This is a genomic window from Kitasatospora misakiensis (genome assembly GCF_042656005.1).
GTDB classification, from domain to species: domain Bacteria; phylum Actinomycetota; class Actinomycetes; order Streptomycetales; family Streptomycetaceae; genus Kitasatospora; species Kitasatospora misakiensis.
Genome location: NZ_JBHSOF010000006.1, coordinates 41,412 through 65,751 on the forward strand (window position 1 = coordinate 41,412; position 24,340 = coordinate 65,751).

Annotated in this window: 23 protein-coding genes and 1 pseudogene; all 24 read right to left on the reverse strand. The window is 72.6% G+C overall.

Annotation, left to right across the window (positions count from 1 at the left end; genetic code table 11):
• Positions 1 to 347: 347 nt before the first annotated feature.
• On the reverse strand, positions 348 to 1,358 hold the full coding sequence (locus ACFP3U_RS07135) for an ornithine cyclodeaminase family protein (protein ID WP_380224385.1): 1,011 nt from the start codon (positions 1,356 to 1,358) through the stop codon (positions 348 to 350).
• Entirely contained in the window at positions 1,355 to 2,467 is a 1,113-nt protein-coding gene (locus tag ACFP3U_RS07140) for a proline racemase family protein (protein WP_380224386.1), read from the reverse strand. Before ACFP3U_RS07140 ends, ACFP3U_RS07135 begins: the two co-directional genes overlap by 4 nt.
• A complete protein-coding gene (locus ACFP3U_RS07145) occupies positions 2,467 to 3,831 on the reverse strand; it encodes an aldehyde dehydrogenase family protein (protein ID WP_380224387.1) in 1,365 nt (454 codons plus the stop codon). The genes ACFP3U_RS07140 and ACFP3U_RS07145 overlap by 1 nt, the downstream gene beginning before the upstream one ends.
• A gap of 87 nt (positions 3,832 to 3,918) precedes the next feature.
• Complete coding sequence (locus tag ACFP3U_RS07150) at positions 3,919 to 4,923, reverse strand: proline racemase family protein (RefSeq protein WP_380224388.1); 1,005 nt, start codon at positions 4,921 to 4,923, stop codon at positions 3,919 to 3,921.
• 154 nt (positions 4,924 to 5,077) lie between these two features.
• The gene (locus ACFP3U_RS07155; RefSeq protein ID WP_380224541.1) at positions 5,078 to 5,941 is read right to left on the reverse strand and encodes a dihydrodipicolinate synthase family protein; all 864 of its coding nucleotides are present in this window, start codon (positions 5,939 to 5,941) and stop codon (positions 5,078 to 5,080) included.
• A gap of 217 nt (positions 5,942 to 6,158) precedes the next feature.
• The gene (locus ACFP3U_RS07160; RefSeq protein WP_380224389.1) at positions 6,159 to 7,604 is read right to left on the reverse strand and encodes an FAD/NAD(P)-dependent oxidoreductase; all 1,446 of its coding nucleotides are present in this window, start codon (positions 7,602 to 7,604) and stop codon (positions 6,159 to 6,161) included.
• Positions 7,585 to 7,905 carry a (2Fe-2S)-binding protein gene (locus ACFP3U_RS07165; protein ID WP_380224390.1) on the reverse strand — a complete coding sequence of 107 codons (321 nt, stop codon included), beginning with the start codon at positions 7,903 to 7,905 and terminating at the stop codon, positions 7,585 to 7,587. Before ACFP3U_RS07165 ends, ACFP3U_RS07160 begins: the two co-directional genes overlap by 20 nt.
• Positions 7,906 to 8,070: 165 nt before the next feature.
• Entirely contained in the window at positions 8,071 to 9,264 is a 1,194-nt protein-coding gene (locus tag ACFP3U_RS07170; protein ID WP_380224391.1) for an NAD(P)/FAD-dependent oxidoreductase, read from the reverse strand.
• A gap of 160 nt (positions 9,265 to 9,424) precedes the next feature.
• The gene (gene tatC, locus ACFP3U_RS07175) at positions 9,425 to 10,315 is read right to left on the reverse strand and encodes a twin-arginine translocase subunit TatC (protein WP_380224542.1); all 891 of its coding nucleotides are present in this window, start codon (positions 10,313 to 10,315) and stop codon (positions 9,425 to 9,427) included.
• A gap of 121 nt (positions 10,316 to 10,436) precedes the next feature.
• Entirely contained in the window at positions 10,437 to 10,745 is a 309-nt protein-coding gene (tatA, locus tag ACFP3U_RS07180) for a Sec-independent protein translocase subunit TatA (RefSeq protein WP_380224392.1), read from the reverse strand.
• 328 nt (positions 10,746 to 11,073) lie between these two features.
• Entirely contained in the window at positions 11,074 to 11,253 is a 180-nt protein-coding gene (locus tag ACFP3U_RS07185; RefSeq protein WP_380224393.1) for a hypothetical protein, read from the reverse strand.
• A gap of 84 nt (positions 11,254 to 11,337) precedes the next feature.
• Positions 11,338 to 11,544, reverse strand: a complete 207-nt coding sequence (locus tag ACFP3U_RS07190) for a hypothetical protein (RefSeq protein ID WP_380224394.1) — start codon at positions 11,542 to 11,544, stop codon at positions 11,338 to 11,340.
• A gap of 27 nt (positions 11,545 to 11,571) precedes the next feature.
• Complete coding sequence (locus tag ACFP3U_RS07195; protein ID WP_380224395.1) at positions 11,572 to 12,528, reverse strand: helix-turn-helix transcriptional regulator; 957 nt, start codon at positions 12,526 to 12,528, stop codon at positions 11,572 to 11,574.
• Positions 12,525 to 13,550: a helix-turn-helix transcriptional regulator gene (locus tag ACFP3U_RS07200; RefSeq protein WP_380224396.1), complete on the reverse strand. Its 1,026-nt coding sequence runs from the start codon at positions 13,548 to 13,550 to the stop codon at positions 12,525 to 12,527. The genes ACFP3U_RS07195 and ACFP3U_RS07200 overlap by 4 nt, the downstream gene beginning before the upstream one ends.
• Before the next feature lie 183 nt (positions 13,551 to 13,733).
• Positions 13,734 to 14,114: an FKBP-type peptidyl-prolyl cis-trans isomerase gene (locus ACFP3U_RS07205; protein ID WP_380224397.1), complete on the reverse strand. Its 381-nt coding sequence runs from the start codon at positions 14,112 to 14,114 to the stop codon at positions 13,734 to 13,736.
• A gap of 144 nt (positions 14,115 to 14,258) precedes the next feature.
• Positions 14,259 to 15,566: an FKBP-type peptidyl-prolyl cis-trans isomerase gene (locus ACFP3U_RS07210; RefSeq protein ID WP_380224398.1), complete on the reverse strand. Its 1,308-nt coding sequence runs from the start codon at positions 15,564 to 15,566 to the stop codon at positions 14,259 to 14,261.
• Positions 15,567 to 15,878: 312 nt separating this feature from the next.
• Entirely contained in the window at positions 15,879 to 16,871 is a 993-nt protein-coding gene (locus ACFP3U_RS07215) for an FKBP-type peptidyl-prolyl cis-trans isomerase (protein ID WP_380224399.1), read from the reverse strand.
• A gap of 169 nt (positions 16,872 to 17,040) precedes the next feature.
• Positions 17,041 to 18,402 carry a Pup--protein ligase gene (pafA, locus tag ACFP3U_RS07220; protein WP_380224400.1) on the reverse strand — a complete coding sequence of 454 codons (1,362 nt, stop codon included), beginning with the start codon at positions 18,400 to 18,402 and terminating at the stop codon, positions 17,041 to 17,043.
• 123 nt (positions 18,403 to 18,525) lie between these two features.
• Complete coding sequence (prcA, locus tag ACFP3U_RS07225; RefSeq protein ID WP_380224402.1) at positions 18,526 to 19,293, reverse strand: proteasome subunit alpha; 768 nt, start codon at positions 19,291 to 19,293, stop codon at positions 18,526 to 18,528.
• A 32-nt stretch (positions 19,294 to 19,325) separates the two neighbouring features.
• Positions 19,326 to 20,120 carry a proteasome subunit beta gene (gene prcB / locus ACFP3U_RS07230; protein WP_380224543.1) on the reverse strand — a complete coding sequence of 265 codons (795 nt, stop codon included), beginning with the start codon at positions 20,118 to 20,120 and terminating at the stop codon, positions 19,326 to 19,328.
• Positions 20,117 to 20,212 (reverse strand): annotated as a pseudogene (locus ACFP3U_RS07235) (endonuclease VII domain-containing protein); the annotation flags it as partial. The gene prcB and the pseudogene ACFP3U_RS07235, both read right to left, overlap by 4 nt.
• Before the next feature lie 136 nt (positions 20,213 to 20,348).
• Positions 20,349 to 20,567 (reverse strand): ubiquitin-like protein Pup, encoded by a 219-nt coding sequence (locus ACFP3U_RS07240; RefSeq protein WP_030299936.1) that lies wholly within the window; start codon positions 20,565 to 20,567, stop codon positions 20,349 to 20,351.
• Positions 20,568 to 20,741: 174 nt separating this feature from the next.
• A complete protein-coding gene (dop, locus tag ACFP3U_RS07245; protein WP_380224404.1) occupies positions 20,742 to 22,253 on the reverse strand; it encodes a depupylase/deamidase Dop in 1,512 nt (503 codons plus the stop codon).
• 216 nt (positions 22,254 to 22,469) lie between these two features.
• A complete protein-coding gene (arc, locus tag ACFP3U_RS07250) occupies positions 22,470 to 24,236 on the reverse strand; it encodes a proteasome ATPase (RefSeq protein WP_380224405.1) in 1,767 nt (588 codons plus the stop codon).
• Positions 24,237 to 24,340: the final 104 nt, after the last annotated feature.

A 24,340-nucleotide genomic window follows, 5' to 3' on the forward strand; every position in this document is an offset into this window, starting at 1 on the left:
GTGAGTGCAGAACACCAGCGTACAATGTCACGTTACGTTGAGTGTGCAACATCTTGCGATTCGGACGGCCCGTCAACGCCCGCATCCATGGTCGGACCCCATGGTGGCAGGGCCGCCGCCCGGTGACAACGGTCCGGCGACCCTCCTCTCCCTGACCGGAACGCAAAAAAGCGGCCGACGTGGCGGGGGATCCCTTCCCACCACGCCGGCCGCAGCTCCGGCCGGTCACATCAACGACCAACCCCCGTCCGGGGTAACGGACTTGGGGGGCGGGTACCGGCACGCGCCGAGCGCCGGCACCCGAACGGTCGGGCCCCACAGCAGACCCGCGCCGACCGGAAGACCGGTCAGCCCACCCCGCGCCGGTGCACCTCGGCCGCGACCGCGAGATCCTGCCAGGCCATGCCGACACTCTTGAAGAACCGCGGCCGGTCGACCGGCACCGGAGCCTCCCCGCGCACCAGCTCGGCCAGGTTCCACAGCGGTTCGGCGCCGGTCACACCCGCCATCAGCAGGTCGCCGGCCTCCCGCAGCGCGGCGGCCCGGGCCTCCACGTACAACGCGGACCGGCCCACCAGCACCTCGTCCACCTCGCGCGCGGCCACCTCGTGCGAGCCGACCGCGGCCACCGCCGCGTGGTCCGGCACCAGCGCGCCGTCGAACAGCGGCGTGCGCGCGGTGGTGCAGCAGACCACCAGGTCGGCCCCGGCCACGTCGGCCGGGGTGCCGACGGCGGCGGCCAGGCCGCGGGCCCGGGCGTACCGGACCAGCGCCTCGGCCGGCCCGGCGCTGCGCGCCACCACGGTCACCCCGGTCAGCCGGCGGATGCCGAGCAGCGCGTCCAGGTGCCCGTACGCCTGCGGGCCCGCGCCGAACAGCACCAGGTGCTCGGCCTGCGGCACCGCCAGCCGGTCCAGCGCGACGGCGGTGACCGCGGGGGTGCGCAGCGCGGTGAGCGCGGCACCGTCGAGCAGCGCGACCGGCTGCAGCGTCGGACCGTCCAGCAGCAGGTAGCTGCCGGTGATCCGGGGCAGCCCGGCGGCGGGGTTGGCCGGTGCCACACCGGCGATCTTCACCCCGGCGTACGCGGCGGAGGCGGCCGGCATCAGCAGCAGTTCCCCGGCCGGCACCGGCATCGCCGAGCGGGCGGGGGCGGCCTCCGGGTCGAGCCCGTCGAGCAGCACCTGTTCGATCACCCGGGCCGCCTCCTCGGGCGTCAGCCCGACCTCGCCGGCCGGCAGGACGTCCGGGGCGGAAATGCCCGATGCGGCGGTGGCCGGTGGGCCCGGCGTGGCGGGCTGGAGCGGCTCAGCCGCCACGCCGGGCGGTACCGGGGCCGTCCGCAGGTCGCCGCTCACAGCAGGAATCCCGCGCCGAGCATGTCCTGCGGGTCCAGCACGAAACGGTGCTCGCCGGTGCGGTGCGCGGTGCCGGTCACCTCGGTGACCACCCCGTCGCCCCACGGGTCGCCGCCGGGCAGCACCCGCCCGCCGAAGACGGTGCCGACGATCGACTCGTGCCGCAGCTCCGCGCCGGGTTCGAGCCGCCCCTCGGCGGCCAGGACCGCCAGCCGGGCCGAGGTGCCGGAGCCGCACGGCGAGCGATCGATCTGGCCGTCGGCGAAGACGGTGACGTTGCGCTGGTTCAGCGCGCCGTCCACCGCCGGGAGTTCCTCGTACAGGATGACGCCGTAGACGCCCGAAAGCCGCGGGTCCACCGGGTGCCGGACGGCCGGGGAGTCGGCCAGCGCGGCCCGGATCTCCCGGCCGATCGCGGTGAGCTCGGGCAGCCGCGCGAGGGTCACCGAGAGCCCGAGGGCCTCGGCCGGCGCCGAGACGTAGCAGGCGCCGGAGTGCGCGACGGCCACCTCCACGGTGCCGCGCGAGGTCTCGACCGGGAGCTTCAGCCCGCTCACCCAGGAGGGCACGTTGCGGAAGGCCACCCCGGTGGTCCGCCCGGCGGCCCGGTTCACCAGCGCGGTGACCCGGCCGGACGGCACGTCGATCCGGACCCGGGCGACGCCGTACGCGGGCGCGGCGACCAGCCCGGAGTCGACCGCCCAGGCGCCGAGCGCGATGGTGCCGTGGCCGCAGGCGGTCGAGTAGCCGTCCTTGTGCCAGAACAGCACGCCCAGGTCGGCGCCGTCGTCGTCCGGCGGCACCAGGAAGCCGCCGTACATGCCCGCGTGGCCGCGCGGCTCGCGGGTGAGCAGCCGCCGGACGTCGTCGAGCGGGCCCGGCCGGGGCGCAGTGGCGGTGCCGCCGGCCCCGATCGCGATGGCCCGCCGCTCCGCGACGCTGTCGCCGGGGATCACCGGTGCGCCGGCGACGACGATCCGGAACGGTTCGCCGGCCGTGTGGTAGTCGACCGTGTCGACGTGCACGGTCTCGACGTGCACGGTCTCGACGTGCACCCTGTCGACGTGCACCGTCTCGGGCCCCGCCCGGTCCGGGAGGCCCGCCGTCATCAGGCGGCCCCGCCCGGCAGCAGGGTGATCGTGCGGCTCTGGGTGTAGAAGTCCAGCGCGGCCTGCCCCTGCTCCCGAGCACCGTGGCTGGCACCCTTGGCGCCGCCGAACGGCAGGTGGAAGTCGACGCCGCTGGACGGCGCGTTGACCCGGATCATGCCGGCGTTCAGGCGGTCGGCGGCGGCGAGCGCCGCGTCCAGGTCCCGGGTGTGCACCGAGGCCGACAGCGTGTACGGGGTGTCGTTGGCGAGCGCGACCGCCTCGTCCAGGTCGGCCGCCGCGTGCAGCACGGCGATCGGGCCGAAGAACTCCTCGCGGTGCAGCGGGTGCTCGTCCGGCACCCCGGTGACCAGGGTCGGGTCCAGGTACCAGCCCGCCCGCTCGGGCACGCCGCCGCCGGTCAGCACCTCGGCGCCGGCCTCCCGGGCGGAGGCGACGGCGGCGGTGATCTCGTCCCGAGTGGCCTCGTTGATGACCGGCCCGCAGGAGGTCCCGTCGACCTGGGCGAGCGCCTTGACCAGCGCGGCGCGCAGCGGCTCGTACGCCTCGCCGACCGCGACGACCCGGCTGGTGGCGGTGCACTTCTGCCCCGCGTACCCGGCGATCGCGGCGGCCAGGTGGGCGGCGGCCTGGTCGATGTCGGCGTCCGGCAGGACGATCGCGGCGTTCAGCCCGCCGAGTTCGGCCTGGACGGGGATGCCGCGGTCGGTGGCGGTGCGGACCACCTGGCGGCCGACCCCGGTGGAGCCGGTGAAGGAGACCACGTCGGCCGCGCCGACCAGCGTGCCGCCCTCCGCGCCGCCGCCGGGCAGCACGGTGAAGACGTCGGCCGGCAGCCCCGCCCCGGCGACCAGCTCGGCCAGCCGCCGGGCACAGCCGATCGCCTCCGAGGAGGGCTTGAGCACGACGGTGTTGCCGACGGCCAGCGCCGGGGCGGCCTTCCAGGTGGGGATCGCCAGCGGGAAGTTCCACGGCGTGATCAGCCCGGCCACCCCGTACGGGCGGCGGCGGGTGAGCAGCAGGCCCGGCCCGCCGGCGGTCTCGTGCACCTCGCCGGAGGCCGCGAACGGCGCCTGCGCGTAGTAGCGCCAGATCGCGACGGTGCGGGCGACCTCGCCGCGCGCCTCGGCGATCGGCTTGCCGACCTCGCGCACGACCAGCTCGGCCAGCTCCTCGGCGTGCGCCTCGACGGCCTCGGCGATCCGGGTGAGCGCGGCCGAGCGGCCGGCGGCTCCGGCGGCGAGCCAGCCGGGCTGGGCGGCGCGGGCGCGGTCGACGGTGGCCAGGACGGCCTCGGCACCGGGAGCGGGCGCCTCGGCGACGAGGTCCGCGGGGTCGGCGGGGTTGTACGAACGGATCGTCACTGCGGGCAGCCCTTCGGGGGGATCGTCGGGTTTTCGGAGCGTGTGACCGGAGCGGGTGACCGGACCAGGCCCGCCCCGGAGGCCGGGTCAGAGCAGGAAGCCGGCCGGGAACGGGTCGCTGGGGTCGAGGAAGTACTGGGCGGTGCCGGTGATCCAGGCCCGCCCGGTGACGGTCGGCACCACCGCCGGCCGTCCGGCCACCTCGGTCTCCTCCACCAGCCGCCCGATGAAGGTGGTCCCGATGAAGGAGTCGTTGCGGAAGTCCCGGTCCAGCGGCAGTTCACCGCGCGCGTGCAGCTGGGCCATCCGGGCCGAGGTGCCGGTGCCGCAGGGCGAGCGGTCGAACCAGCCGGGGTGGATGGCCATCGCGTGCCGGGAGTGCTCGGCGGTGGAGCCGGGGGCAAGCAGCTGGACGTGGTGGCAGCTGTGGATGGACGGGTCCTCCGGGTGCACCGGCCGGTCCGGGCCGCCGTTGATCGCGTCCATGAGGGCCAGGCCCGCGTCCAGGATCTCCTGCTTGCGCTCCCGCTCGAACGGCAGGCCGAACTCGGCGAGCGGCAGGATCGCGTAGAAGTTGCCGCCGTACGCGAGGTCGTAGCTCACCGTGCCGTGGCCCGGGACCTCGATCTTGCGGTCCAGCGCCACCGAGTACGAGGGCACGTTGCGGATGGTGACCGCCGTGGCGGCGCCGTTCTCGACCGCGACGTCCGCGACCACCAGGCCCGCCGGGGTGTCCAGCCGGACCGTGGTGACCGGCTCGACGACCGCCACCATGCCGGTCTCGACCAGCACGGTGGCCACGCCGATGGTGCCGTGGCCGCACATCGGCAGCAGTCCGGAGACCTCGATGTAGAGCACGCCGAAGTCGGCGTCCGGCCGGGTCGGCGGCTGCAGGACGGCGCCGCTCATCGCGGCGTGGCCGCGGGGCTCGTACATCAGCAGGGTCCGGAAGTGGTCCAGGTGCTGCTGGAAGTGGACCCGGCGCTCGGCCATGGTGGCGCCGGGGATGACACCGAACCCACCGGTGATGACCCGGGTGGGCATGCCCTCGGTGTGCGAGTCGACGGCGTGGAAGACGTGACGGCTGCGCATCTGCTGACGCTCCGTGGGTGGGGTGGTGGGTGGCGGACGTCGGGGCCCGAGCGGTCCGGCAGGGGGTGGACGGCCGGACCGGAGGGTGGCCCGGAGGCCGGCTGCCCCCGCAGCCGGCCGTCCCGTACACCGGAGACTGGCGATCCGGTGCGGGTCAGGCGAGGCCCTCGGCCAGCGCCTTCTCGGTGGCCGCGCGGACGGCCGCCTCGATCTCCGGGGTCAGCGGCAGGCGCGGCGCCCGGGTCGGACCACCGGGGCGGCCGGCGATGTCCATGGAGAGCTTGATCGCCTGGACGAACTCGGTCTTGGAGTCCCAGCGCAGCAGCGAGTGCAGCGCCTTGTACAGCGGCAGCGCGGTGCCCAGGTCGTGGGCGACGGCGGCCTGGTACAGCGCGACGCTCGCCTCCGGCAGCGCGTTCGGATAGCCGGCGATCCAGCCGACCGCACCGGCCAGGGCCAGCTCCAGCAGGACGTCGTCGGCGCCGATCAGCAGGTCGAGGCCGGGGGCCAGCTCGGCGATCTCGTACGCCCGGCGGACGTCGCCGCTGAACTCCTTGACCGCGACGATCGAGCCCTCGCCGTGCAGCTCGGCGAGGAGCGTCGGGACGAGGTCGACCTTGGTGTCGATCGGGTTGTTGTAGGCCACGATCGGCACGCCGGCCTTGGCGACCTCGGCGTAGTGGCCGCGGACGGCGTCGTGGTCGGCGCGGTAGGCGTTCGGCGGCAGCAGCAGGACGGAGCCGGCGCCGGCCTCGGCGGCCTGCTCGGCCCAGCGGCGGGACTCGGCACTGCCGTAGGCGGCGACGCCCGGCATCACGCGGGAGCCGTCACCGGCGGCCTCGACCGCGACCTCGACGACCTTGGCGCGCTCCTCGGCGGTCAGGGTCTGGTACTCGCCGAGCGAGCCGTTGGGGACGACGCCGTCGCAGCCCGACTCGATCAGCCAGCGGACGTGCTCGGCGTAGGCGTCGTAGTCGACGGAGAGGTCCGGGCGCAGCGGGAGCGTGGTGGCGACCATGATGCCGCGCCAAGGCCGGGTGGTGTCGTGAGAGGTCAGGGACACAGATGACTCCTTGGTGAGGTGTGACATTTTATTAGACGGCGTGCGGTGGAGACAAGGGTCACCACCGGGCGTTTTCGGCCCGATTCGGACCGACCGGCGGGCCGGCAGGACCGGACCGGGCGGACCGGCAGACCCATCCGGTCATGCCGATCCTGCCCAGGTCCCGCCGGTCCTACTGCTCCCGCTCGGCCGCGAGTTGTCCGAGCGGAACCGGGCAGGAGAACGGCCGGCTGTCCGCCCGGACCTCCGCCGGGTCGGCACCGCCCGCCAGGCAGGCCACGGCCGGACCGCACATCCGACCCTGGCACCAGCCCATCCCGGCCCTGGTCAGCAGTTTGACGGTGCGCGCGTCGCCCGCTCCCAGCTCCTCCACCGCCTCACGGATCCGCCCAGCCGGGACCTCCTCGCAGCGGCACACCTCGGTGTCGTCCCGCAACCAGTCGGTCCAGCCCGGCCCGGGCCGGTGGGCGGCGGCCATCAGCTCGGCGAAGGCCCGCAGCCGGGAGCGCCGGCGCAGCAGCGCGGTGCGGACCGGCCGGTCCGCGACCGCGTGCGCCGCCAGCTCGCCCTCGGCGATCGCGAGGTCGGCGCCGCCGACGCCGCAGGCCTCGCCGGCCGCCCAGAGCCCGGGGACGGTGGTCCGCAGGCGGGCGTCGACCTTGAGCGCGGCCGTCCCGTCGGGGGTCGCCCGGACGGCCGCGCCCAGCTCGGTGGCCAGTTCGATCTGCGGCACCAGGCCGTGGCCGACCGCGAGCGCGTCGCACGCGATCCGCCGTTCGCTGCCCGGCACCGGACGCCACTCGGCGTCCAACCGGGCCACCGTGACGGCGGTGACCCGATCGGTGCCGTGCGCCTCGACCACCGCGCTGCGCGGCCGCAGCCGGACACCGTGGCGCAGCAGCGCCGAGCCGTGTCCGGCGCCCTCGACGAGCTTGGCCGGGACGGCGGCCAGCACGCCGGGGCGTCGGGCGTACCCGAGGTACGCGGTGGCCTCCACCACGGCCGGCACCTCGGCGCCGGCGGTGACCAGGGAGGAGGCCGCCGCCAGCAGCAGCGGCCCGCTGCCCGCCACCAGGATCCGTCGGCCGGGCAGCACCAGACCGGCCTTGAGCATGGCCTGCGCGCCGCCGGCCGTGACCACCCCGGGCAGGGTCCAGCCGGGGAAGGGCAGCTGCCGCTCGTACGCGCCGGTGGCGAGCAGCACGGCACCGGCCCGGACGGTGGCCCGGTCCTCGGCGTCCGGGCCGGTGGTGGCGTGCAGGCGCCAGTCGCGGTCCCCGTCCCGCTCCAGCGCCCAGACCTGGTGGCCGGTCAGCAGCTCGACGCGGCCGGCCGCGCGGTGGGCGGCGAGCCGGTCGGCCAGGTCGGTGTAGACGGACCAGCCGTGGTGCAGCTTGTCGGGCCGGGCGGCGCCGAGGCCGGGCGCGGGGTGGCGGTAGAACTGGCCGCCGGTGCTCCGGCCGGCGTCGACCAGGGCGCAGCGCAGCCCGAGGTCGGCGGCGGTGACGGCGGCGGCGAGGCCGGCGGGGCCGGCGCCGATCACCGCGAGGTCGTGGAACGGGCCACCGGCACCGGTGGCTCCGGCGGACTGCGCGGGCTCAGACTTCGAGGTCGGCACGGCCGTGGCCCTCCTGGGTGGTGACGGTGGTGCCGGGCTCGGCCGGCAGCAGACAGGTGCGCTGGTTGGGCCGCCCGTCGACGGTGGCCAGGCAGTCGAAGCAGGCGCCGATCCCGCAGAACGCCCCACGCGGCTTCCCGCCGACCCGGGTGGTGCGCCAGGCGAGCACGCCGTCGGCCCACAGGGCGGCGGCGATCGTCTGCCCGGGCAGCGCGGGCACGGGCCGGCCGTCGAACTCGATGGCGTGCGCGGGCCCGGGCTCGGCCCGGACCAGCTCCGCGGGGGTACGGGTACGGCGCATGGGTGGGGGTTCTCCGTTCAGCTCATGAGCCGATCGTCCGATGGTCCGATTGCCCAATGGTCCAATGGCCCGACAGGCCGACTACTGGCCCTTCCGGGTGTCCGTGGACTTTGCAAAGTGCACTTTGCAAAGTCGTCGCACACTTTGCAAAGTGCACGGCAGCCCTCATCCGCCGTCGGCGTCGCCGCCCTCGACAGGGAAGCCCTCGGCGGGGAAGCGGTCGGCCCGGAAGGGGGTGAGGTCCCGCTCCGGCTCCTTGCCGGTGAGCTGCTGGGCGATCAGCAGCCCGGTGGCGGGCGCCAGGCCGATGCCGGCGCCCTCGTGGCCGCAGGCGTGGTACAGCCCGGGCACCCGGGGGTCGGCGCCGATCGCCGGCAGGTGGTCCGGGAGATAGGGCCGGAAGCCGCGGTAGGCGCGCATCACGTTCACCCCGGCCAGGACCGGGAAGAGCCCGGCCGCCTGGGCGGCCAGCCGGTGCAGCACCTCCACCGAGAGCGTCCGGTCGAAGCCGACCCGCTCACGGCTGGCGCCGATCAGCACCGGCCCGCCCGGCGTCCCCTCGACCACGGCCGAGGTCTGCAGCGCGGCCGAGCCGCTGGCGACGTCGGCGACGTAGTCGGCGGCGTACACCTTGTGCCGGACGATCCGCGGCAGCGGCTCGGTGACCAGGACGAACCCTCGCCGCGGCAGCACCGGCAGCCGGACGCCGGCGAGCGCGGCCAGCTCACCGCCCCAGGTGCCGGCGGCGTTGATCACGGCGGCCGCGTCCAGTCGCCGCCGCTCGGTCTCGACCCCGCGCACGGCGCCGTCGGCCCCGATCCGCAGCGCCCGGACGGCCTCGCCGGCGTGCAGCCGGGCACCCGCCCGGCGGGCCTCGCGCAGCAGGTGGGCGGCGGCCAGCGCGGGCTGGACCTGGGCGTCCTGGGGGTAGTGGAATCCCCCGGCCAGACCCGGGGCGAGGTGCGGCTCCAGCTCGTTCAGCCGCTCGCCGGGGATCTCCTCGGCGAGCACGCCGACCCCCGCCTGCTCGGCCGCGAAGGCGCGCAGCGCCTCCTGCCGTTCGGGCGTGCCGGCGACGACCAGGCCGCCCTTGGCCTCGTACTCGACGGCGGCGCCGAACTCGTCGGCGAGTTCGCGCCAGAGCCCGCCCGAGAAGAGGGCGAGGTCGAGTTCGGGGCCGGGCTCCTTGTCGGAGACGAGCAGGTTGCCCTCGCCGGCGCCGGTGGTGCCGCCGGCGACCGGGCCGCGGTCGACGACGTCGACGGCGAGTCCGGCCCGTGCGGCGTAGTACGCGCAGGCGGCGCCGACGACGCCGGCACCGACCACCACGACGTCCGGGAGTCTCTGTGAGTGGGACACGCCAGTAATATGTCACATGCCATCGCAGCCGCCAAGACCGCCTCGGGGAGCGAACGGGCGAGTCGTACCAAAAAGCCCCGGCCCACCGCAAAACGGCGGGCCGGGGCTCACGGCGATCAGGTCACCGGCCGGATCGGATGATCCGGATCAGATCATCGGATCAGGTGATGTCGTCCATCTGCTCGTGTCGGGCGGCCGGCACGTGGCCGGAGGCGCTCGGCGTGGCGGAGGCCTCGATCGCCTCGGCCCCGGAGACCGGCGCCACCGACAGGTCGAGGTGCGACGCCTCCTCGTCGTCCAGCGCGAGGTCCGGGTTGCGCCGGGCCCGGCGCCGGTCGTTCAGCATCGCCACACCGACGGCGATGAAGTACAGCCCCCAGATCGGCGCGGCGAGCGCCAGCATGCTCAGCGGGTCGGCGCTCGGCGTCGCGAAGGCGGCGAACACGGTGATGCCCATCACCATGCCGCGCCACCAGCCGAGCAGCCGCTTGCCGGTGACGACGCCGACCAGGTTCAGCATGACGAGCAGCAGCGGGAACTCGAAGGCCAGACCGAAGACCATCACCAGCCGGGTGGCGATGTCGAAGTAGTCCGCCGGCGGCAGGATCGGCACGGTCTCGTTCGGCGTGAACGAGATGAGCACCTCAATGGTCAGCGGCAGCAGCAGGATGGCCAGCGTCACACCGGCCAGGAACAGCGGCGCACCGCACGCCATGAAGATGATCGTGTACTTGCGCTCGTGCTTGTGCAGGCCGGGCGCCACGAAGGCCCACAGCTGGTAGAGCCAGACCGGGACGGTGGCGACCACGCCGGCGGTCAGGGCGACCTTGAGCATCCAGTTGAAGCCCGCGGTCAGACCGATGGTGGAGACCTGCGCGCAGCGGCCCTTGGTGGTGGCGATGGTCTCCGGGGTGCACTGCGGCAGCGGCTTGAGCAGCAGTGTCTCGATCTGCTTGTGGAAGATCAGCGCGACGATCGTGAACAGCACGATCGCCAGGACCGACTTGACCACGCGGTTCCGCAGTTCCCGCAGGTGGTCGGCGAGGGCCATCCGTCCCTCGGGATCCTTGGGCGCCTTCGGCGCCTTGGTGAGCTTGCTCAACCCCGGTCCTCAACTCGTGCGTCGAAACCCGCCGGTCGACGGGCCTCCAGTGGTCGCGTGTGCCGCGCGCTCAGCGCGCCCCACCCTCCGGGGCGGAGTGTCCTGCGGACTGCCCGGCGGGCTGCTCGCTCACCGGGCGGGCGCTCGCGGACGCGCCCGGGGCGGACTGGATGGTCTTCGCGGCGGTACCGTCGGCGACCGCCGGGGCGGGCGCGGCCGGGGTGTCGGCGGTGCCGTCGGTGCGCATCGCCTTGGCCTCGCTCTTGAGGATCCGCATCGACTGGCCGAGCGAGCGTGCCAGGTCGGGCAGTCGCTTGGCGCCGAAGAGCAGAATGGCAATAACCACGACCACCAGGATCGCGGTGAACGAGACCCGCATGCTCGACCACCTTCAGTCTTGGCGGCACCGAGGGGGCCGCCCGCTGCGGGGATGGTAACCGCTGCGGGTGACACCGTGACGACGGCCGCCCGAACAGGACAGCGGCCCCATTCGCACTCAGGAGCCTTCTGAGAGCGTAACCCGACCCCACCTCCGCGCAGCAGCCCCCCGGCAGCCCCGCCCGACGTTCCCGACAGGTCGGCGGCGGGATGCGGGCTGGGCACGCCCGGCGGACGCGGCGGACGCGCTCCTCCGACGAGGCCGACGCGCCGTACCGACGCGCCCCCCTAGAAGCCCCGCCGACGAAGCCGCCCGATGGGCCCGCCCGTCAGGAGCGGCCCGGTGCCGAGGCCGCGAGGTCCTCGGCCGCCTCGGCCAGCGCCCGGGAGGCGGCGTCCACCCCCTTGGCCAGCGCCCGCACGTCCAGCCAGAGCCGGACCGCGAGAACGCCGAGCACCAGCAGGCCGGCGGTGGCGAGGAGGACGGCGGCGACGAGCATCCAGGACATGGCCCCACCCTATCGGCCCGCCCGGTCCCGCCCCCGCGAGCCCGCGACGGACCGACCAAAGCAGACCGGCCCCGGCCGACCGGCTCACTGCTCGGCCGGCACCAGCCGCATCGTCCGCACCCCGGCCGCGGTCAGCGCCGCGACGATCTTCTCCCCCGCGGGCTTGCGCACCGCCGCCCCGCACAGCGGGCAGCCGAAGCTGTAGTGCGCCTGCGTCGCCGTCCGGCCGAACGTCAGGCGGAACCCCTCGGCGGGCACCTCCACCTTCTCCCGGCACTCGGAGCAGTACACCTTGAATCTGGTACCGGGCTCCACGGCTCAGACCAGCCCGTCACCGTAGTGGGCCAGCGCCTCCAGCGCCGCGGCCCGCGCCTGCTCGGCGAGCCCGGGCGGCGAGACGATCCGCCCGTCGCGGCCCAGCCGCAGCGCCAGCGGGCGCAGCTGGGAGGGGTCGGCGCTGCGCAGGGTGATCCGCAGCCCGCCGTCGGGCAGTTCCTCGGCGTGGTCGTGGGTGTAGTACTCGGCGACCCAGCGCCCGCCGGAGGAGACCTCGACGACCACCTCGGGGTCGTCGGCGGACGGGTTGACCAGGCCGCCGGAGAGGTCGCGCGGCTCGCGCTTGGGCGGGTCGGCGGGGACGTCGAGGACCTTGATCTCGGCGACCCGGTCGAGCCGGAACATCCGGTGGTCCTCGGAGGTCCGGCACCAGGCCTCGAGGTAGGTGTGGCCCTCGGTGAGCAGCCGGATCGGGTCGACCTCGCGCTCGGTCATGCCGCCGCGGCCGTGCGAGTAGTAGCGCAGCCAGAGCCGGCGGCCCTCGCTGAGCGCGCGGTCGATGTCGGCGAAGACGTGGCTCTCGGCCTCGAAGGTGACGCCGACCCGGGCGCTGCCCTCGGCGCTCTCCCCCGCCGCGTTCTCGATCTTGGCGACGGCCCGGGTGAGGGCCTCGCGGTCGCCGGCCCGTAGACCGGGCAGGCCGGCCACGGCGCGGGCGGCGACCAGCAGCGCGGTGGCCTCGTCGGCGGCCAGGCGCAGCGGCTGGGCGACGTCGTCGACGTTGTGCCACCAGATCCGCTCGCCGTCGGTGTCGATGTCGAGCAGGTCGCCGCCGCGGAAGCTGGTGCCGCACATCGGCAGCACGTTGAGGTCGGCGATGAGTTCGCGCTCGGTGATGCCGAAGGCGCGGGCGACCTCGGCCACCTCGGCGCCGGGGCGTTCCCGCAGGTAGGTGACCAGCGAGAGCATCCGCCGGGTCTGGTCGATCGCGTTACTCATGCCCGCACACTCTCCGTCTCGGCACTGTCCACCAGAACACCGGCCACCACGGCACCGTCCGCCACGACACCGGCCACCGCGCGCAGCCGGTCGACGACGTCGGCCCGGAGTTCCTCGGGGCCGACCACGAGCACGTCCGGCCCGAATTCGGCGAGGTCGGCGCCGAGCCCGTTGCCGTAGGGGATCTCCAGCTCGTCCCAGTGGTCGTCGGCGCGCCGGGTGCTGAGCGCCTTGGTGCGCAGCGGGAAGCCGGCGCCGCGGCGGATCCTGACGACGGCGGTGGCGGTGGCGCCCTCGCCGGCGAACTTGGCGACGGTGGCCCGGACGTCGACGTGTTCGGGCACGGTGCCGAGGAAGGCGCCGGAGCGGGCGCGGACCTTGCCGGTGATGCGGCTGAGGCGGAAGACCCGGGCGTTCTCGCGGTCGCGGTCCCAGCCGGCCAGGTACCAGTGGCCGCGCCAGCATTCCAGGGCCCACGGTTCGACGCTGCGCTGTTCGGCGGCGGCGGCGCCGGCCTTGCGGTAGTCGAAGGTGACCGGGCGGCGGTCGCGGGCGGCGGTGAGGAGCGGTTCGAACGCGGCCTCGCGGGCGGGGATGCGCGGTTCGAGGGCGGGCCGGCCCTCGGTCTCGGTGAAGGGGACGCCGGCGGCGCGCAGCTTCTGGAGGGCGCCGCTGGCGGCGCCGGACATCTTGGCCTGCTGCCAGACGCGGGCGGCGAGGGTGAGCGCGGCGGCTTCCTCGGCGTCGAGGGCGATCTCCGGCAGGCGGTTGCGGTCGGCGCGGGCGAGGTAGCCGAGTTCGCCGTCGAGGGCGTTCTCGTCGACGTCGATGACCAGTCCGAGTTCGCGCAGGTCGTCCTTGTCCCGCTCGAACATCCGGTTGAAGGCTTCCTCGCTGCTGTTCTGCCAGGCTTCGCGGTAGGCCTCGATGGATTCCCGCAGCTCCTTCTTGGAGAGCGGACGTCTGGTGTTCATCAGGCACAGGGCGAGATTCATCAGCCGCTCTGCCTTGGCGATCGCCATCGCTGACCCTTCCGGTGTGCCGCGCAGCGCGCGGGGTTGCGCCCGCCGGGGCGTCGTGAACCCGGCGGGACCGACCGTACCGGTAGCGGTACTCCGTGCAAAAGCCGAGTGGGGGAACGCGTGGGGCCGCACCCCGCGGACGGGGTGCGGCCCTGGTGTTCAGCGCGCTCCTGCGGGGCGTGCTCAGACGCCGATCAGGTCGACGACGAAGATCAGGGTCGAGCCGGCCGGGATGAGCGGGCTCGGCGACTGGTTGCCGTAGGCCAGGTGCGGCGGGATGGTCAGCTCGCGACGGCCGCCGACCTTCATGCCGGCGACGCCCTGGTCCCAGCCCTTGATGACGCGGCCGCCACCGAGCGGGAACTTGAAGGTCGAGCCGCGGTTCCAGCTGGCGTCGAACTCCTCGCCGGTCGCGAAGGTCACGCCGACGTAGTGGACCTCGACGACCTGGCCGGGCTTGGCCTCTTCGCCGGTGCCGACGACGATGTCGCGGATCTTGAGCTCGGCCGGCGGGTCGCCGACCGGGAAGTCGATCTCAGGCTTGCTCACTGTGCCTCTTCTCACGGTTGGTTCGGTCCATGACCAAGCGGCGGGCGCCCGCACCCGGTCCGTTCCCGGACCACGGTACGGGCGCCCCCCGCCCGTCCGGGCCCGGCCACGCGGCCGGCCCCGGAGGTCACACGCACACCATTGTCACCCGAAAGTGGATCAGCCCTGACCGGAGTCGAGGATGTCGACGACGAAGACCAGCGTGGAGTTGGCCGGGATGTCGCCCTGGGCCTGGTCCTTGTAGCCGAGCGAGGCGGGGATGACCAGTTCGACGCGGCTGCCGATGGTCTGGCCCTCCAGGCCCTGGTCCCAGCCGGCGATGACCTGGCCGCCGCCGAGCGGGAAGGAGAACGCCTGGCCCTTGCTGAGCGAGGAGTCGAAGACCTTGCCGTCCTTGAACAGCGCGCCGGTGTACTGGACGAGGATCTTCTCGCCCTTCTCGACCTTGCGGCCGTCGCCCTTGATCAGGACGTGGGTCTTGAGCTCGGTCGGGTCGGCGGCGCCGGGCACCGGGGTGATCTCGGCGGGCTTCTTGCCGTTGTCCTTGACCTGCGGGAAGTCCGCGGGCGGCGGGGTCACGGTGCCGCTGACGACCGCGTCGGGGGCGTTGCTGTTGCGGATGTCGATGACGAAGATCAGGTTGTCCTTCGCCCCGATCGACATGTTCGGGTTGCCCTGGGCGCCGAAGGCGGCGGCCGGCGGGGCCACCACGAGCAGCCGGGTGCCGGCCTTCTTGCCGACGACGGCCTGGTCGAGCGCCGGGATGAGCGCGTCGGTGCCGGCCTGGAAGATCTGCGGCTTGCCCTTCTCGTCGTACGAGGAGGGGATGTCCTTGCCGGTGTTCCAGTCCTTGGCGGTGTAGTCGACCGAGGTCCAGGAGTTCTTCTCGACCTTGGGGCCGCTGCCCTCGGAGAGGACCTTCACCACGAAGCTGCCGTCGGACTGGTCGGCGGGCACCTCGATGGTGGCCTTCTTGCCGAAGTCGCCGGTGATGGTGGGCAGCACCTTGGCGCTGTCCTTGATCGGCGGGACGGGCTCGGCGCTCGGCGTGGCCGGGGCGGACTTGGCGGTGTCCGGCTTGGCGGCGGCGTTGTCGGAGGAGCCGTCCTTGTTCACCAGGTACAGGGTGACGGCGCTGCCGATGAGCAGGACGCCCAGGACCGTGCCGAGGATCACACCGAGCTTGCCGACGTTGCCGGGGTTCTCGTCGTACCCGGCCTCGGAGGTGTCCTGGCGGCGGACGGTGGAGGCGAAGATCTGCGGGGCGTCCTCGGTCTTGGTCCCGGTGCTCCGCGGCGCCTCGCCGTTTCCGCCCCAGCCGGCCTGCTGCTTCAGGATCGCCGGGGGTACGACGATCGACTCGCCGTCGCCCGGGAGCGGGCCGCCGGGCCGCGAGTCGGCCGGGTCTCCGGCGGAGTTACCGTGCGCGGTACCGGACCCGCCCGGGCTCGACGCTTTCTCAGACATGACTCCCCATCCATCTCGCCACGAGGTCTTCGAGGTCTACGGCCGGCGTGGAGGCGCCGGGGTGCTGTCGCACTGCCCGCCCGGACCCCGGACGCCGACGGCGCCTACCACAGTGCGAGGGCAGTATGACAGGTCAGGATGAGGGCGGGCGCTTCCGTGTGCGAGCGTCCGCCCAAGCGTACGGAATCCCCCCGGGCTCGAACCAGCCCGCGCATCGGATCTCCGCGTTCCCTCCGCGTTCACCGGAAGCTGATCACCGGGGGCCGATCACCGCCGGCTGATCACCGGGGCCGGGGGCACCAGGCGGGGCCCCTACACGGCCTCCAGGATGTCCACCACGAACACCAGGGTCGAGTTCGCCGGCACGGCGCCCTGCGCCTGGTCCTTGTAGCCGAGGGCGGGCGGCACCACCAGTTCGACCCGGCTGCCGACGGTCTGCCCGGTCAGGCCCTTGTCCCAGCCCTCGATGACGCTGCCGGTGCCGATCTGCAGCGCCTGCGCGCCGCCGTGGCTCCAGGAGGAGTCGAACTGCTGGCCGTTGGCCCACAGCACCCCGGTGTACTGGACGACCAAGGTCTGCCCGGACTTGACCTGCTTGCCCTCGCCCTTGATCAGCACGGCCTGCTGGAGCTCGGTCGGCGGGGCCTGCCCGGCCGGCACGGTGATGGTGACCGCCGCCTTGCCGTTGTCCTTGACCTGCGGCAGGTTGGCCGGCGGCGGCGTCATGGTGCCGGAGAGCGTGGAGTCCGGCGGCAGGCTCTCCATGATGTCCAGCACGAAGACCACGGTGTCGCCGGGGCCGACGCCGAGCTGGGTGTTGCCCTGGGTGCCGAACGCGGCGGCGGGCGGGGCGACGACCAGCAGCCGGCTGCCGACCTTCTTGCCGATCACGCTCTGGTCGAAGGCGGGCACCAGCTGCCCGCTGCCGGCCTGGTAGAGCTGCGGCTTGCCGCCGGAGTCGTAGGAGCTGGGCAGGTCCTTGCCAGTGGTCCAGTCCTTGGCGGTGTAGTTGACCGTCACCCAGTCGCCCTTGTTGACCGTGGACCGGTCGCCCTCGCTGACGGTGTTCACCACGAACTGCCCGCTGGGCTGCTGCCCCTCGGGGAGGTTGATGGTGGCCTTGCTCCCGAAGCCCCCGCCGGACAGGGTCGGCATCGGCGAGGCCTCGTTCACCGGGGCCGGCACGGTGGGCGCGGCGCTGGGCGACGCCGTCGGCGTGACCTGGCTGGCGGGCTTGGTGGAACTGCTGCAGGCCACCGCCAGCAACAGGGGCAGGGTGACTAGCAACCCGGCGGTGCGGCGCACGGCTTTCCTCACTGTCGGTCAAAGTCGGCTCTCCGGACCCGGCTCCGGACTCGACGGACAGCGTATGCGCAGACGGTGCCCGGTCCCGGTAGACACCACCGGGACCGGGCACCGCGAAGATCACCCCGGCGGGGGCGGACCAGCGGCCGCTCCCCCGCCACCGGGCCGGTCACATGCCGGCGATGAGCTTCTCCACCCGCTCGTCGACGGACCGGAACGGGTCCTTGCAGAGCACGGTGCGCTGCGCCTGGTCGTTCAGCTTGAGGTGCACCCAGTCGACGGTGAAGTCCCGGCGCTGCTCCTGCGCCCGGCGGATGAAGTCGCCGCGCAGCCGGGCCCGGGTGGTCTGCGGCGGGATCGACTTGGCCTCGAAGGTCTTGAGGTCGGTGGTCACCCGCTGCGCCTGGTTCTTGGCCTGGAGCAGGTAGAACAGGCCTCGGCGGCGGTGGATGTCGTGGTACGCGAGGTCGATCTGGGCGATCCGGGGGTTGCTCATGCTCATCTGATGCTTCTCGCGGTAGCGCTCGATGAGCTGGTACTTCATGATCCAGTCGATCTCGTTGGCCACCCCGTCGAGCCGCTCGGTCTTGACGGCCTCCAGGGTGCGGCCCCACAGGTCGAGGACGCGGGCGATGGTGCCGGTGTTGATGCCCTTGCGGTCGGCGAACTCCAGCGCCTTGGTGTAGTACTCCTCCTGGATGTCCAGGGCGCTGGCCTCCCGGCCGTTGGCGAGCCGGACCTGGTGGGTGCCGGTGAGGTCGTGGCTGACCTCTCGGATCGCCCGGATCGGGTTCTCCAGGGTGAGGTCGCGCATGACCACGCCGGCCTCGATGAGCCGGAGCACCAGGTCGGTGGAGCCCACCTTGAGCAGGGTGGTGGTCTCGGACATGTTGGAGTCGCCGACGATGACGTGCAGCCGCCGGTAGCGTTCGGCGTCGGCGTGCGGCTCGTCGCGGGTGTTGATGATCGGGCGGGAGCGGGTGGTCGCCGAGCTGACGCCCTCCCAGATGTGCTCGGCGCGCTGGCTGACGCAGTAGACCGCGCCGCGCGGGGTCTGCAGCACCTTGCCGGCGCCGCAGATGAGCTGGCGGGTCACCAGGAACGGGATGAGCACGTCGGCCAGCCGGGAGAACTCACCGTGCCGGGCCACCAGGTAGTTCTCGTGGCAGCCGTAGGAGTTGCCGGCCGAGTCGGTGTTGTTCTTGAACAGGTAGACGTCCCCGGCGATGCCCTCCTCGTGCAGCCGCCGCTCGGCGTCGACCAGCAGGCCTTCGAGGATGCGCTCGCCCGCCTTGTCGTGCGTCACCAGCTCGACGACGTCGTCGCACTCGGGGGTGGCGTACTCGGGGTGGGAACCGACGTCGAGGTAGAGGCGGGCACCGTTGCGCAGGAACACGTTGCTGCTGCGGCCCCAGGAGACTACGCGGCGGAAGAGGTAGCGGGCGACCTCGTCCGGGGACAGCCTGCGCTGCCCACGGAACGTACAGGTGACGCCGTACTCGTTCTCCAGCCCGAAAATTCGGCGGTCCATGGGCCATCCATTCTCTGATGGGTGCTGTCCGAAACCGCCTCCGCGGCGCCGTACGGGCCGCCGCAGGGGCACCGGGGTCCCGCCCGGCGGCCGTCGCCGGCGCCGTACGGGACCCCGTGGGCACTACTGGTCGGGGTCGCCCGGCGGGGTGGCCGCCGGCTTCTCCTCGTCGTCCGTCTCGGCGGACTGGTCGCCGTCGAGCAGCCGGGCGAGCTGGCCGCCCAGGATCCGCTTGAACTTGCGCTGCTGGAAGCGCTGGCGGTCGAGGACCGCCACCTCCAGCTGGTCGGGGGTGAGGGTGCGCGGGCTGCCGCCGTTGGGGTCGCGGGCGAGCGAGTCCACCGCGACCTTGATCGCCTCGGTGAGCGAGAACCCGGCCCGGTGGCGCTGGCCGAGGTAGTTGCCGATGGAGTCGGCGTTGCCGCCGACCACCACGTAGTTCTTCTCGTCGACGACCGAGCCGTCCGGCGTGAGCCGGTAGATCTGGTCGTCCTCGCCGCTGCGGCCGACCTCGGCGACGATCAGCTCGACCTCGTAGGGCTTCTCGCCCACCGAGGAGAAGATCGTGCCGAGGGTCTGGGCGTAGACGTTGGCCAGCCCGCGGGCGGTCACGTCGGCCCGGTCGTAGGTGTAGCCGCGCAGGTCGGCGTAGCGGACGCCGCCGATGCGCAGGTTCTCGAACTCGTTGTAGCGGCCGACCGCCGCGAAGGCGATCTTGTCGTAGATCTCGGAGACCTTGTGCAGGGCCCGGGAGGTGTTCTCGGCGACGAAGACGATGCCGTCGGCGTAGGTGAGCACGACCACGCTGCGACCGCGCGCGATGCCCTTGCGGGCGTACTCCGCGCGGTCCGCCATGGCCTGCTGGGGGGAGACGTAGAACGGTGTCGACACCGGCGGTCGTCCCTTCCTTCCTCAGTTGATGGCTAGAGCAGCGGGGCCTGGGGCCCGTTGGGGTGGGTCAGGCGGTGGTCGGTGATGGAGACGGCGATCGCGCTGACCTCGGCCTCGGTGAGCCGGCGGAAGCCGTCCTCGGTGATCAGCGAGACGATCGGGAAGATCTTGCGCGCGAGGTCGGGGCCGCCGGTGGCGGAGTCGTCGTCGGCGGCGTCGTAGAGGGCCTGGACGACCATGGTCGAGGCCTGCTCGGCCGTCAGGTCCTCGCGGTGGAGCTTCTTCATCGAGCCGCGGGCGAAGACCGAGCCGGAGCCGGTGGCGGCGAAGCCGCGCTCCTCGGAGCGGCCGCCGGTGACGTCGTAGGTGAAGATCCGGCCGCGACCGTGCTCAAGGTCGTAGCCCGCGAACATCGGGATGACCGCGAGGCCCTGCATCGCCATGCCCAGGTTGCCCCGGATCATGGTGGTGAGCCGGTTGGCCTTGCCCTCCAGGGAGAGGACGGTGCCCTCGATCTTCTCGTAGTGCTCCAGCTCCAGCTGGAACATCCGGACCATCTCGATCGCGAGGCCGGCGGTTCCGGCGACGCCGACCGCGCTGTACTCGTCCGCGGGGAAGACCTTCTCCATGTCCCGCTGGGCGATCATGTTGCCCATCGTCGCGCGGCGGTCGCCGGCCAGGACCACGCCGCCGTCGAAGACCGCGGCGACGATGGTCGTCCCGTGCGGGGCCTCGATGACGCCCTCGGGAAGCCGGCGCCGGCCGGGGATCAGCTCGGGCCGGTGGGACTCCAGGAAGTCGATGAACGACGAGGACCCCGGGGTCAGGAAGGCAGCCGGTAGACGCCCGGTGCCACGAGTGTTGGCTTCCACACGATTCCTTCCAGGTAGCTTGAAGCTCGCAATGCCCGCACCCTATCGGCCGGGCGATCACTGTCCAGCACGGTCGAGGACCGGACCGGTCGGACGGACGGCTCCCGCCGCCCGCCCGCCGTCAGGTCGTGACCGTGAATTCCCGGAATGCCCGCCGGGCACCCGGCCCGTTTCCGGCCGGAGTTACTGTCCGCCCTTTTGCACGAACTGCCGCACGAAATCCTCGGCGTTCGATTCCAGGACCTCGTCGATTTCGTCCAGAACCGCGTCGACGTCGTCGCTCAGCTTTTCCTGGCGTTCCTTGAGCTCGTCCGAATTCTGCGCTTCCGCGGCCTGCTCCTCGACCTCCTCGGAGGAGCGGTTCGCCCGCTGCTGGCCGCCGCCGGTGTCCTTGCTCGCCATTTACCTCACCCCGCTCGATCATCTGGCACGGTTTGGTCGCTGCTTGCTGCACCGACCCTATACACAAGGTGCGACAACCCGCTTCCGGTTTGCCGGTGGCGCTTCCTGTCCAACACCCGCCGTCCCCCCGGATGATTCCCATTTGCCCGGGCTTCACCCGTGGTGATCGGAAAACTACCCGCCGGAGAGCACCCGCAGCAGGTCCTCCGCCGTGCGGCAGCGGTCCAGCAGCTCCTTGACGTGGTTGCGGGTGCCGCGCAGCGGCTCCAGGGTGGGGACGCGCTGCAGCGAGTCCCGGCCCGGCAGGTCGAAGATCACCGAGTCCCAGGAGGCCGCCGCGACGTGCTCCGCGTACTGCTCCAGGCAGCGCCCGCGGAAGTACGCCCGGGTGTCCTCCGGGGGCTTGGTGGCGGCCCTGACGACCTCCTCCTCGGTCACCAGCCGGTCGAACCGGCCGCGGGCCACCAGGCGGTTGTAGAGGCCCTTCTCGGGCCGCACGTCGCTGTACTGGAGGTCGACCAGGGCGAGCCGCGAGTTGTCCCACTCCAGCGCGTCCCGGCTGCGGTAGCCCTCCAGGATCTCCCGCTTGGCGATCCAGTCCAGCTGCCGGGAGAGCGACATCGGGTCGCGCTCCAGCCGGCCCAGCACGTCCTCCCAGCGGGCCAGCACGTCCACGGTCTGCTCGTCGGCGTCGGTGCCGAAGCGGTCCTCGACGTACTTGCGGGCCAGCTCGCAGTACTCCAGCTGGAGCTGGACGGCGGTGAGCCGGCGCCCGCTGCGCAGCGTGACCAGGTGCTTCAGCGTGGGGTCGTGGGAGATCCGGTGCAGGGTGCGCACCGGCTGGTCGACGGCGAGGTCCGAGGTGATGAAGGCGTCCTCGATCATGGCCAGGACCAGCGAGGTGGTGCCGAGCTTGAGGTAGGTGGAGATCTCGGAGAGGTTGGCGTCCCCGATGATCACGTGCAGCCGGCGGTACTTCTCGGCGTCGGCGTGCGGTTCGTCCCGGGTGTTGATGATCGGGCGCTTGAGGGTGGTCTCCAGGCCGACCTCGACCTCGAAGAAGTCGGCGCGCTGGCTGATCTGGAAGCCGTGCGCGGAGCCGTCCTGCCCGATGCCGACCCGGCCGGCGCCGGTGACCACCTGGCGGGAGACGAAGAACGGGGTGAGGTGGCGGACGATGTCGGCGAACGGGGTCGCCCGCTTCATGAGGTAGTTCTCGTGGGTGCCGTAGGAGGCGCCCTTGTTGTCGGTGTTGTTCTTGTACAGGTGGATGGTCTGCCCGTTGGGCAGTTCCAGCGCGCGCTGTGCGGCGGCCGCCATGATCCGTTCGCCGGCCTTGTCCCAGAGCACGGCGTCGCGCGGGTTGGTCACCTCGGGCGAGCTGTACTCGGGGTGCGCGTGGTCCACGTAGAACCGCGCGCCGTTGGTCAGGATGACGTTGGCGAGGCCGATGTCCTCGTCGGTCAGCTGGCTGGCGTCCGCGACGTCCCGTGCGAGGTCGAAGCCCCGGGCGTCGCGCAGCGGATTCTCCTCCTCGAAGTCCCAGCGGGCCCGCCGGGCCCGGTGCATCGCCGCCGCGTAGGCGTTGACGATCTGGGACGAGGTGAGCATGGCGTTGGCGTTGGGGTGTCCGGGCACGGAGATCCCGTACTCGGTCTCGATGCCCATCACGCGCCGTACGGTCATGCGGCCCTCCTTGCCCGGTGTGCCGCCCCCGGCGGGCGGAACACGCTGACGTACCGCTGAACAACACCGACGCCGGCCGTCTGCCCGCGAACGGTGGGTCGAGCCTAGAACGCCGTACCGACCGGCGGGCCCCGAGACGCGCCGTCCGGCTGCGGGGCCGCGAGGCGCCACAGCCGGACGGGGTGCGTGCGTACCGGGAGGCCCGGACCGGATCGGTTACAGGTACTGCCCGGTGTTGGCGACAGTGTCGATGGAGCGGCCGGACTCGGCGCCCTGCTTCCCGGTGACCAGGGTGCGGATGAAGACGATCCGCTCGCCCTTCTTGCCGGAGATCCGGGCCCAGTCGTCCGGGTTGGTGGTGTTCGGCAGGTCCTCGTTCTCCTTGAACTCGTCCACGCAGGCGTTGAGCAGGTGGGAGACCCGCAGGCCCCGCTGGCCGTGGTCGAGGTAGTCCTTGATGGCCATCTTCTTGGCCCGGTCGACGATGTTCTGGATCATCGCGCCGGAGTTGAAGTCCTTGAAGTACAGGACCTCCTTGTCACCGTTGGCGTAGGTGACCTCCAGGAAGCGGTTCTCCTCGGTCTCGGAGTACATCCGCTCCACGACCGACTGGATCATCGCCGCGACGGTGGCCTCCAGGGAGCCGTCGTGCTCCTTGACGTCGTCCGGGTGGAAGGGCAGCGAGTCCTTGAGGTACTTGGAGAAGATGTCCTTCGCCGCCTCGGCGTCCGGCCGCTCGATCTTGATCTTGACGTCCAGGCGGCCGGGCCGCAGGATCGCCGGGTCGATCATGTCCTCGCGGTTGGAGGCGCCGATGACGATGACGTTCTCCAGGCCCTCCACACCGTCGATCTCGGCGAGCAGCTGCGGGACGATGGTGTTCTCCACGTCCGAGCTGACACCGGAACCCCGGGTGCGGAAGAGCGACTCCATCTCGTCGAAGAAGACGATGACGGGCGTGCCCTCGCTGGCCTTCTCACGGGCCCGCTGGAAGACCAGGCGGATCTGCCGCTCGGTCTCGCCGACGTACTTGTTGAGCAGCTCCGGGCCCTTGATGTTGAGGAAGTAGCTCTTCCCCTGGGGCCGGCCGGTGACCTCGGCGACCTTCTTGGCCAGCGAGTTCGCCACCGCCTTGGCGATCAGCGTCTTGCCGCAGCCGGGCGGGCCGTAGAGCAGGACGCCCTTGGGCGGGCGCAGCTCGTACTCCTTGAAGAGGTCGGCGTGCAGGTAGGGCAGCTCGACCGCGTCGCGGATCTGCTCGATCTGGTTGGCCAGACCGCCGATCTGGCGGTAGTCGATGTCCGGGACCTCTTCGAGGACGAGCTCCTCGACCTCGGCCTTCGGCACGACCTCGTAGACGTAGCCGGAACGCGGTTCCAGCAGGAGGGCGTCCCCCGCCCGGAGGGTGATCTCCCGCAGCGGTTCGGCGAGGCGGACCACCCGCTCCTCGTCGGTGTGGCCGATGACCAGGGCCCGCTCGCCGTCCTCCAGGACCTCCTTGAGGGTGACGAGGTCGCCGATGCGCTCGAAGGCCATCGCGTCCACGATGTTGAGGGCCTCGTTGAGCATCACTTCCTGGCCGCGCCGCAGTTCGTCGAGGGCGACGTTGGGGCTGACGTTCACGCGGAGCTTGCGGCCGCCGGTGAAGATGTCGGCGGTGCCGTCCTCGTTGGAGCTGAGGAAGACGCCGAATCCCGCCGGGGGCTGTGCCAGCCGGTCCACTTCCTCCTTGAGGGCCACGATCTGGTCGCGGGCCTCACGCAGGGTGGAGGCGAGCCGTTCGTTCTGGGCGGTCACGCCGGCCAGGTTGGTCTGGAGCTCGACGATCCGCTCTTCGAGGATTCTCGAATTGCGCGGCGAGTCGGCGAGCTTGCGGCGCAGTCCGGCGATTTCCTGCTCAAGGTACGAGACCTGAGCGGCCTCGTCGGAACCACGAGCGGGCCGGCCGGTGCTGCGGTTGTAGTCGTCATCGTGGGCTGCCACGGTCCTCACCTCCTCCGGGGAGCTGGACGCTTCCAGACCCTACCTGGGACCAGGGGTCCGTAAACCCCTAGATCAAGAAAGATGGAACGGGCGTGTCCGATCTT

Bases quoted from the DNA above. Each gene is read 5' to 3' on its own strand.
- ACFP3U_RS07200 (WP_380224396.1), bottom strand. From the start codon at position 13,550: ATGGCGATCGCCAAGGCAGAGCGGCTGATGAATCTCGCCCTGTGCCTG.
- ACFP3U_RS07140 (WP_380224386.1), bottom strand. From the start codon at position 2,467: ATGACGGCGGGCCTCCCGGACCGGGCGGGGCCCGAGACGGTGCACGTC.
- ACFP3U_RS07165 (WP_380224390.1), bottom strand. From the start codon at position 7,905: ATGCGCCGTACCCGTACCCCCGCGGAGCTGGTCCGGGCCGAGCCCGGG.
- tatA (WP_380224392.1), bottom strand. From the start codon at position 10,745: ATGCGGGTCTCGTTCACCGCGATCCTGGTGGTCGTGGTTATTGCCATT.
- tatC (WP_380224542.1), bottom strand. From the start codon at position 10,315: ATGGCCCTCGCCGACCACCTGCGGGAACTGCGGAACCGCGTGGTCAAG.
- ACFP3U_RS07155 (WP_380224541.1), bottom strand. From the start codon at position 5,941: ATGGTCGCCACCACGCTCCCGCTGCGCCCGGACCTCTCCGTCGACTAC.
- ACFP3U_RS07240 (WP_030299936.1), bottom strand. From the start codon at position 20,567: ATGGCGAGCAAGGACACCGGCGGCGGCCAGCAGCGGGCGAACCGCTCC.
- ACFP3U_RS07195 (WP_380224395.1), bottom strand. From the start codon at position 12,528: ATGAGTAACGCGATCGACCAGACCCGGCGGATGCTCTCGCTGGTCACC.
- pafA (WP_380224400.1), bottom strand. From the start codon at position 18,402: ATGGACCGCCGAATTTTCGGGCTGGAGAACGAGTACGGCGTCACCTGT.
- ACFP3U_RS07150 (WP_380224388.1), bottom strand. From the start codon at position 4,923: ATGCGCAGCCGTCACGTCTTCCACGCCGTCGACTCGCACACCGAGGGC.
- dop (WP_380224404.1), bottom strand. From the start codon at position 22,253: ATGACCGTACGGCGCGTGATGGGCATCGAGACCGAGTACGGGATCTCC.
- ACFP3U_RS07210 (WP_380224398.1), bottom strand. From the start codon at position 15,566: ATGTCTGAGAAAGCGTCGAGCCCGGGCGGGTCCGGTACCGCGCACGGT.
- ACFP3U_RS07185 (WP_380224393.1), bottom strand. From the start codon at position 11,253: ATGTCCTGGATGCTCGTCGCCGCCGTCCTCCTCGCCACCGCCGGCCTG.